Raw genomic sequence first — 9,194 nt, forward strand, 5'->3', positions numbered from 1 at the left:
GGTGGGGGTGTCCACATCATCAAATCAGCCGCCCCCCGTCCTCCTCCACATGCGTTCCGGCCCCGAAAGGGGGTGAAGGGGCGTCCCCAGTGACAGCTTTCGCAGCCCATGAAGGCCGCGCGGGATGTCGCGCGGACGAGACAAGCCCGGAGGCAAGAACAGATGACGATCCACACCCACGACGACGCGTATGAACCCGCCCACACCGCATCCCAGACCGCCCATGCGCTCGACGAGCTGCAGCTCTATGGCTACCGCCCCTTTGACGAACCCGATCCGCGCCCGATGCCCGATGGGCAGCGCCTTGCGGTCGCCGTCGCCGACATCTTCGACGCCCTCGTGGCGACCCTGGAAGACACCCGCATGGAACCCGACCTCGAAGAGGTGCTCTGGGGCCAGGTCAACCTCTTCCACCGCGCCACGGCCCGGATCGAGCGGTCGCTCGACGAGAACGAACAGGCGCAGCGCCGCCTCCAGCGCGAGCAGGACGGCTCCGAGGTGAAATCCACCGAGCTTGAGCGCCTGACGGCCGAAGGCCTGACGCTCATCGAACGGCGCAATTGCATGGACTTGATGCGCGATCACGCCGCGACCGAGTTCGTCCATCACACGGGCTCCACCTGGCGCCCCCGCACCGGCTCGATGGTGAACCGCCAGCACATGACCGCCGCGCTGATCGACAGCCGCGACTTCCTGGCCGCGAAGCGCCGCGCGGAGGCCGAGGTGATGCTGCCCGCAGGCCCCAAGGTCGCCCTTACCGGCGGGACCGACTTCAACGACCACCGCCTGATCTGGGGCAAGCTCGACCAGGTCCGGACGAAATATCCCGACATGGTCCTCTTGCATGGTGGCAGCCCGAAGGGCGCAGAGCTCATCGCCGCCAAATGGGCTGAGGCCCGGGGTGTCACGCAGGTGGCCTTCAAGCCTGACTGGACCAAACACGCCAAGGCCGCGCCCTTCAAGCGCAACGACGCGATGCTGGACGTGCTGCCGGTGGGCGTCCTCGTCTTCCCGGGCAATGGCATCCAGGAGAACCTCGCCGACAAGGCCAAGAAGCTGGGCATCCCGGTCATGAAGTTCGAGAAGGGGGCGTGAGCCCCCTTTTTCTTTTCTCGGGGAAAGCGGTCCCGGCACGGCAGCCGCGCGATGCGTCAGGAGCGCGTCCGGGTAGGAGAGCAAACTTGACTCTCAGGGTACGTACTCTTACGTTTTCGGCATCGTTAAAGAAAAGGTACGACAATGTCCGAGACAGCCACACTGTCGTCGAAGTTCCAGATCTCGATCCCCAAGGCGATCCGCACGGCCCAGCACTGGGAGGCCGGTCTCACCTTTGCGTTCATCCCGAAGGGCACGGGTGTCCTGCTGGTTCCCGTCCCCAAACGCGACGCCCTGAAGGGATTGGCTCGCGGCGCTGCCGCGACGGACTATCGTGACCGGACTGACCGTTTCTGATGGTGCTGGTCGACACCTCCGCCTGGATCGAATGGCTGATCGGATCGCCCACCGGAGAGGCGCTATCGGCGCGTTTGCCACAGCAGTCCGACTGGCTGGTGCCAACCATGGTGCAGCTGGAGCTTGCGAAGTGGCTGACCCGGGAAGTCGGCGAGGACAAGGCGGATCAGGTGATCGCCTTCACCCAGGTCTGTCAGGTTGTCCCGCTGGACACCGAGATCGCGCTCGCGGCGGCTGACGCCTGCCGCACGCACAAACTCGCGACCGCCGATGCGATCATCTTTGCTACGGCGCGGGCCCGGGGCGCGACGCTTCTGACCTGCGACGCGCATTTCGAAGGGCTGCCGGGCGTGGACTTCATGCCGAAGACGAACGGCTGAGATCAGCCGCGCCATCACGCTGGCTCCACATCAGCGACCCGCGCCTTCCCGTAGTCATCTGGCCGACAGCCGTAGCCCGTACCCCGGATGCTGCCGCGCACCAGTTCTGCTCAGCGCTGCCATCTCGACGAGATCCCGCAGATCCCGGGCTGTCGATGCGCAGGCGGTCGCCCGCGTCGCCAGTCGCATCGCGGACGGTGCCGAGGATCTCGTCGGGCGTCGGGAGGAACCGCCGCTCGAGAGGGTCGCCGGCTGCGGCGTCATTGCTGGACTCCGGCCAGGCGGCGTGCGTCCGGTTCCGGCGCATGAGCGATAGAACGCTCTTCTATAACTCACACGAGCCACGACCGTGTTCGTCCCTCAAGGGCCACGGGGGGCGGACCGAAGAGCGGGCCGTTCTTGTGAGAGAGGCGAGAGCCCCGCGTCCCTGCGGGCCGCGGGGGAAACGGACACCAAGGCTGCCCCCACCTTACGCAAGTATATTGTTGACCCAACATTTATACAAACGTAAGGTGGAGGCAGCCTTGGTGGAAGGTGGCAGGAAATAGGGGGTCTTTCTTCCGCATGTCCCGAGCAAAACGCCTGACAGAGATGGAGAAGATGCAGATCGTCCGCGAGGCCGCGGAGGGTGTGTCGACGACCGATCTGGCGGCACAGTTCGGGGTGACGGCGCGGGCCGTGCGCTACGTCCTGAAAGCCGATGCCGAGCGCCAGGCAGATGCCGCGATCCCGGTCTCCGCGGTCAGTGTGAAGGTGACCACCGCGGAGCTTGCAGCCCTTGACGCAGTGCTTGCCTCCGCTGGGATCGAGAGCCGGGCCGAGGGCCTGCGGCGGCTGATCCAGGCGGCGGGCGGGGTGTTCGTTCCGGACGCGCAGTTGGCGGCCGAGATGGCGCGCTATCGCGCCTCGCTGCACGAGGTCGGCAATGGGGTCGCGCAGATCGCCAAGCAGATGACGCTGGCCAACCGGCAAGGGCAGGGGGCTGGCCCTGAGTTCACGGAACTGCGTCTTGCGCAGATGCGGGGGCTGGCGCGGTTCATCCTCGATGCCGCCGACGAGATCGACCTAGCGATCAGGCGCCGTCGCACTGCAATGCAGCTCGAGGCCACGGCCGCGCTGCGGGAGTTTGCGCATGCGGCTGAATGATGCCGTCCATGCCGTCACGGGCGAGGTCTTCCGGGATGGCTGGAGCCGCGTCCGGGGCTCGATGCAGGGGCTGCACGTGTCCAAGCAGACCCAGCTCATGCGCGCGGCGGCGGGGCACCGGCCGGCGGTCTTCAAGGCGATCCGGAGCGGCGGCACACATACCAAATCGCAGCTCGCCAATCAGCTCGAGTACCTCACCACCAAGTCGACCCATATCGTGGACAGTAGCGGCTTCCTCGATGGGAAGGCGAAGCTCGAGGCAGGCGACATCAAGGATCTGACCGAGCGCTTTGCCAAGCGGTGGGATGCGGGCTTCAAGCCAAAGCTCGGCCAGACCACCCATATGCTCATGTCCTTCCCCGTCGGAACACGTGGTGAGGATGTGCGCGACATCGCGACGGCGGTAGCCGAGCGGTTCTTCCAGACCGACGCGGGGCACTTCGACTACATCATCGCGGTGCATGAGGACCGCGATCACCCGCATGCGCATCTGGTCCTGAACCGCCGCTCGCAGGAAGGCGAGTTCTTCTTCCTGGGGCGCGACCATCGCTTCAACTACGACGATTTCCGCCTCGCCATGGTCGAGGAAGCGGAGACATATGGCGTGCGGCTGGAGGCCACGCGCCGGGTGGATCGCGGGGTCGTCCATTACCCCGCTCGCACAAGCGAGGTCTACGCCGCAAAGGACGAGGGCCGCGCGCCGCGCGAGCGTGAGCGCGTGGGCGAGGACCTGACCCGGACGCTGGCCGAGATCGCCAATACCAGAACCATCTACCACGCGCTTGCGGTGGAGGCCTCCCGGGAGGCCCGCGAGGACATCGCCGATGCGCTCTTCCGGGCGGGCGAGGTGCTGGCCCGGGGCGGGCAGGTGGAGCGAGCAGGAGACATCTACATGGCGGAAGAGCAGTCGTTCGAGGACCTGAGAAGCCTCTATGCCGAGAAGCTCGGGCGGGTTCAGCGCATGATCGCCGAGAAACCCGATGCGGACCGGCCCGCCTTCGAGAAAAGCCTCAATGCGATCCAGAGGCAGGTCCAGCACATGCAGCCGCTCGGGCTGCGCTCGAATTCGCTGATCGAGCCGCCCTCGGACGGCGGGGTCTATTCGGAGGCCAATATCCGGAAGAGCGAGCTGGATCGCCTGAGTGAGCCGCGCCTGCGCTCGCAGATCGACACTGCCCTGCGCGGAACCGGGATCAGCACGTCCGAGGTCGTGGCGCGTATCCAGGCGGGGGCCCCGAACGCGGCGCTGGAGCATGAATGGATCGCCGCAGATCTCTCCAAGGTGGCCGAGGCGCGGGATCTCAACCTCGAGCGCCGCGCCGATCTCGAGACCGCGCGGGACATGCTGAACGATGCGCATGTGAAGCTTGGGACCCTGCTGGAACGCGAAGGCGTGCTCGTGAAGGACGGTGTCATGGAAGACGAAACCACCGCGGAGAGGTTCCACTATCATCCCGAAGCGGTCCGCAGCATGGAGGCGACGATCCGGGCCGACATGCGGTCTGAGGGTCTGAGCTTCGATCAGATCGAGGCGCGGGACTGGGAAGTCACCAACCGGGCGGAGCGTCGGATCGAGCGCGAGCAGCGAGCGTATCTCGCGCAGCGTCCGGAACTGCTGGCACAGCCCGGTGACGTGATCGACCGCACGCAGCCTTACCGAGAGGAGATCACGGATGACCTGCGCGCCGCGGCCATCACGAAGGACGTGGACGCGATCATGGCGACGCGCGGCTCCCGAACCCAGATCGCGGAGGCCGTCGCCGATGAATTCCGGAGCCGCTATCCGGATATGCCCGATCATCTAGCCCGGGGCCTTGGGGCCACCTATGCCTCTGTCGTCGAGGCACATGACACGCGGGCGATCAATGCCGTCCGGTTGGCGAATGGCACACGAGACAGCCTCGCCACCGATGCATCCTCTATCCGCAGCATCGGCCCATCCAACACCGAGGCGAACACCCCCCCGAAAGTCGACATCCCGCAGAATATCCGAAGCGTGCTGGAGCATGAGCGGGCTGGGGAGTTGTCCGCCCCCTTCCAGACCGACGCCGATCGGCAGGCCTTCCGGGCCGAGATCGCACGGGTGCTGGATGACCGCCAACTCGACCGCCTCGCATCCGGCGATGCGGATGCGCTCGACAAGGTGCTCGAGGACCGGCTGGACCGGCTCTATGTCGCCAAGGTCTATCTGCAGTCCGATGCCGCGACGGCCAATACTGACGCCCTGCGCCAGGTGGTCGATGATCTGGCCGACACCGAATATGAACGGCACCGTGCTGCGGACGTGGACGGCGAGACAGAGCGGGGCCAGATCCATTGAGCGCCGCCATGGGCAAGGCTCGGATCGCCACGGGTGCGTTTCTGGTGACGCTGGTGACAGCGGCCATGGGCTACACCATCGCCTCGGCCGTGCTGACCTATCAGGACCTGGGTTTCGGGGCCGAGATCGACTTTGCCTATATCGCGCAGAACTACGCCTCGATCCTCGACCAGCGCCCGCAGGATGCCCAACTCGTCCACCTCATCATCGGCGGCTTTGCGGCCGCAGGCCTGATGCTGAGCCTCGCCCTCTCGGGATCGGCTCTCACGCGCTTTGGCCAGACCCATTGGCAGTCTGCCCGCGAGATGAAGGCCAACGGGTTTTTCGGGGCGCCCGGCACCGGGTTCATCCTCGGCAAGCTCGGGCCGCCGGGGTCCCGCGCCAATTACATCTGCTCGAAGGTCTTTCCCCATGCGCTGATCGTGGCGCCCACGGGCCGCGGCAAGACCTCGGGGTTCGTCATCCCGAACCTGCTGACCTGGCAAGGGTCGGTCGTGACGCTTGATGTGAAGGGGGAGTGTTTCGAGGCCACGGCGCGGCACCGCGCTGCCCAGGGCGACAAGGTCTATCGCTTTGCCCCCACAGATTGGGAGGGCATGCGGACGCATCGCTACAACCCGCTCCTGCGCATCTACGAGCTAAAAGATCCCGCCCGCCAGCAGATGGAACTGCAGCTCCTCGCGACGCTCTTTCTGCAGAGCGACAACGACCGGGTGCAGGGCCTCCTCAAGGGCGGTATCGATCTCTTCGTGGCCGCAGGGCTTCTGGCCTTCCAGCGCAAGCGCCCGACCCTGGGCGAGATCTACCGCATCGCGGCCTCGGGCGGGAACAAGCAGAAGGAGTATTTCGCGCGCGGCCATGAGGTCGATAACAGGGCCGCCAAGTTGATCTTCACGCGGCTGGCCTCGACCAACAACGACACGCTGACCTCCTACGTCTCGCTCCTGATGACCTCGGGGCTCGACCAATGGCAGAACCCGGCCATCGATGAGGCGACGGCGGTGTCGGACTTTGATTTCCGGACGATCCGCAAGAAGCCCTTTTCGGTCTACCTCGTCGTCCAGCCGCTGATGGTGAAGCCACTGGCGCCGCTGATCCGGTTGTTCTTCTCTGATCTGCTCTCGGCCATGCAGGAGAAGGATCCCGGGCCAGACGAGCCATGGCCCGTCATGATCATGCTCGACGAGTTCAACCGCCTCGGAAAAATGCCCATCGTGGTCGAGAGCATCGAGACCCTGCGGACCTACCGCGGTCACCTCGCCATCGTGACCCAGACCATCCCCGCCCTCGATGAGATCTATGGCGAGAACACACGCCGCGCCCTGCAGGGCAATGCGGGCGTGAAGCTCTATCTGACACCCTCGGATGAGAAGACCGTCGAGGAGCTGAGCAAGGCGGTCGGCAAGACCACGAAGACCGTGGTCACGCGGTCCCAGTCCATCGGCAAGAACCCCTTCGAGGGCCGCAGCCAATCCACCCGGACCGAAGAAAGCTCTCTGCTGCCTGAAGACGAGGCGCGCCGCCTGCCCCTCGACGAGATCGTCATGGTTATCGATGCGCAAATGCCCGTCCGCGCAAAGCGGATCCAGTATTTTGATGATCGGCTCTTCAAGGCGATCCACGCGGCGCAGACGGGCGAGTTGCCGTTTCCTAAGCCCGGAAGCGGGGAACCGCAGGGGAATCTGCCGCTGAGCGTGCGCGCCATGCCGATGACACCGCCGTCGAATGGGTCCCGTGGGGCTGAAGCCGATGTGGAGAGGGCACGACAGTCTGCTGGCGGGCGACCGTCAGGGCCAGCCCACCTCGCCCCAAAGAAGACCGCGCGTGTCGTTCAAGCCGTCATCGCCGAGGAACAGCGTCAGATGATGATGGATTTTGGAAGCTCGGTCGTGGATGTTGAGGTCGTAGGGGTGGTTGATGAGGCGCAAATACGTTCCGCTGTGGACGGCTTGGACGAGATGGAAGCGATATTGCGGGAGGCGGATGGCGAAAAGCTGGGTGCTCGATAGGGTGGTAGGCATTGTTAGGGCGTCGCGATCGTCGGCAGCGGACATGCGGCGGTGCGGCATGGGAGCTGCAGCAAGCTGGCAAAGCCGTCGGTCGCGCAGACCGCAGTCGGAAACTAGCAGGATCAGTTGAGAGACCGCGTAAAGACGCATCGACGCGATGCCGTCATGCTGGCGAAGTTGCATCGAACAGGGGAACTGACAGCCGCCTCGGAGGGTCCTCTTTGTGCATAGAACCCCATCGGAACTCTCAAGAAAGGAGTTTGCGCAAATGAGGGCTAGGCGGACGATACCTCAAACCTCTAGCGTAAGATTCTGTATGTTTCGCGCAGAACACAGTGGCTTCAATTAGTCATTGCGGAGCAACCGAGTAGAGAAGGGATGGTTTCCTTGCCGGGGCAAGTTGGCGAAGATCAATAACAGGGTGCGTTTGAAGTGGCAGGAATAGCCGTAGCCAGCGAAAGACAGACAGCCATACGCTTGCTCGCCTGCATTCATGCGGCGGGCGACAAAATTAATGTTAACCGGTGGGGACACGATATTGTTTGCGTGCTTCACTCGCAGTCGCGCCTGCAGGCGCTCGACTTCTGGATGCGTAATCCAGACTATCTCGCCAACGAACTTCTAACGGAGTTCGAAGCGTCCGGCGAACGTGATCTAGTGATGATCGCACAGGGCATATTCGATAATCGCGAACCTGATCTCCGGCGCTTGCCGATGGTGCGCTATCTGTTCGGGGCGTTTGAACCGCTCGACAATGCGCTGGCGAACCTGCGGGCAGCAGACCTCATTCGGATCAAGCGCGACGGTGTTCCCGGAGGGAAAATCCGCGAGCATCTCTATCTGTTGACCACCGCAGGCGAAGACGCGCTGGGGCGGATCACCGCTGCAGCATCCGAACTTAGCTGGTATCGTGACCGCGCCGGTATCGTGGCGCGGGTAGCAGGCGCACAGGGTGGCAAGGCGCTGAAGGACCGACAGTATCTACAGGCCGAATATGCTGGAACGGAACTCAGCCATGTAATCGAGCCGATCACCGATCGGGTGCTGTCGCGGCTCGCAGCAATCTTGGAAGGGCTCGACAAATGAGCGGTAGCTGGCTGGAGACGGTCGCGGAAAGGGCCGGTATGACCCCCGCAGAAGCGGAATTGGCTCTGCGCAGGCGAGGAATTATGGCAAACCGGCCGCTGCGACCGGCGCGCACGTTGACGATACGCCGTATAGCGTTCAAGGGGGAAAAGCGCGGAACCGCACAGGGCACGATCGACTTCGACTGGTCGCAACTGACCGCCGGCGTCTGGGCCGTGACGAGCCAGAGAAACCTCCGTGGCAAATCAACCGTGCTGGAAATCCTGCTGTGGGCGCTGCGCGGCAGGCCCAAGGGCTTGCAGGACGATGTGCGCCGGTGGTTATCGTGGGTATGCGTCGAATTCGATGTCGATGCTCAGCGTTACGTGGTGGAGTTTGCGGTTGAGGAACGTGTTCCGCGCGGCAGCTTGGCGCGTCGCCGCGTGTCGGGAGAGACGGACGAACTGGATCGCTTCATTTCGGACGAGGGCTTCGATGCCGCGATGTCGCGCTTCATGATGAATACGCTCGATCTCGACCCGATTACGGCGATGCAGGGCAAGGAGGACGAGCGCCAGGTAGTTGAGCATGGGTGGGCCGCGCTTTCGGGTGGCCTCTACTTCGGAGGCGACCACAAGCAGTTGCTCGGCGATGTACAGATGGCGGGCCTGCCAGCACGCATGCTGCAGATGTATATAGGTATACCTTGGGCGACTACGGTGATGCAGACAGGCACCGTCAAGCGCGAGCTTGAACAAGAAGCCGAGAAATTGTCCAAGGCTGTGACGGCAGCGGCGAGAGACGCGGAGACAGCGCGCGCGC

Annotated in this window: 7 protein-coding genes and 1 pseudogene; all 8 read left to right on the top strand. The window is 64.2% G+C overall.

Features of this window, described 5'->3' with window-relative positions; translation table 11 throughout:
• Nucleotides 1–162: 162 nt before the first annotated feature.
• A complete protein-coding gene (locus CN97_RS18250; protein ID WP_035714564.1) occupies nt 163–1,095 on the top strand; it encodes a DUF2493 domain-containing protein in 933 nt (310 codons plus the stop codon).
• Nucleotides 1,096–1,239: 144 nt separating this feature from the next.
• The gene (locus CN97_RS18255) at nt 1,240–1,452 is read left to right on the top strand and encodes an AbrB/MazE/SpoVT family DNA-binding domain-containing protein (RefSeq protein WP_035714566.1); all 213 of its coding nucleotides are present in this window, start codon (nt 1,240–1,242) and stop codon (nt 1,450–1,452) included.
• Nucleotides 1,452–1,832 carry a type II toxin-antitoxin system VapC family toxin gene (locus CN97_RS18260; RefSeq protein ID WP_035714569.1) on the top strand — a complete coding sequence of 127 codons (381 nt, stop codon included), beginning with the start codon at nt 1,452–1,454 and terminating at the stop codon, nt 1,830–1,832. Before CN97_RS18255 ends, CN97_RS18260 begins: the two co-directional genes overlap by 1 nt.
• Nucleotides 1,833–2,396: 564 nt before the next feature.
• Entirely contained in the window at nt 2,397–2,978 is a 582-nt protein-coding gene (locus CN97_RS18265; protein WP_035714572.1) for a helix-turn-helix domain-containing protein, read from the top strand.
• On the top strand, nt 2,965–5,298 hold the full coding sequence (locus CN97_RS18270) for a relaxase/mobilization nuclease domain-containing protein (RefSeq protein ID WP_035714574.1): 2,334 nt from the start codon (nt 2,965–2,967) through the stop codon (nt 5,296–5,298). Before CN97_RS18265 ends, CN97_RS18270 begins: the two co-directional genes overlap by 14 nt.
• A gap of 8 nt (nt 5,299–5,306) precedes the next feature.
• On the top strand, nt 5,307–7,307 hold the full coding sequence (locus tag CN97_RS18275; RefSeq protein ID WP_035714577.1) for a type IV secretory system conjugative DNA transfer family protein: 2,001 nt from the start codon (nt 5,307–5,309) through the stop codon (nt 7,305–7,307).
• Nucleotides 7,308–7,739: 432 nt separating this feature from the next.
• On the top strand, nt 7,740–8,393 hold the full coding sequence (locus tag CN97_RS18280) for a hypothetical protein (RefSeq protein ID WP_035714580.1): 654 nt from the start codon (nt 7,740–7,742) through the stop codon (nt 8,391–8,393).
• Nucleotides 8,390–9,194, top strand: a pseudogene (locus CN97_RS18285) (hypothetical protein); the annotation flags it as partial. The gene CN97_RS18280 and the pseudogene CN97_RS18285, both read left to right, overlap by 4 nt.

This window comes from Haematobacter massiliensis, from assembly GCF_000740795.1.
In the GTDB taxonomy this organism is placed as follows: Bacteria; Pseudomonadota; Alphaproteobacteria; order Rhodobacterales; family Rhodobacteraceae; genus Haematobacter; species Haematobacter massiliensis.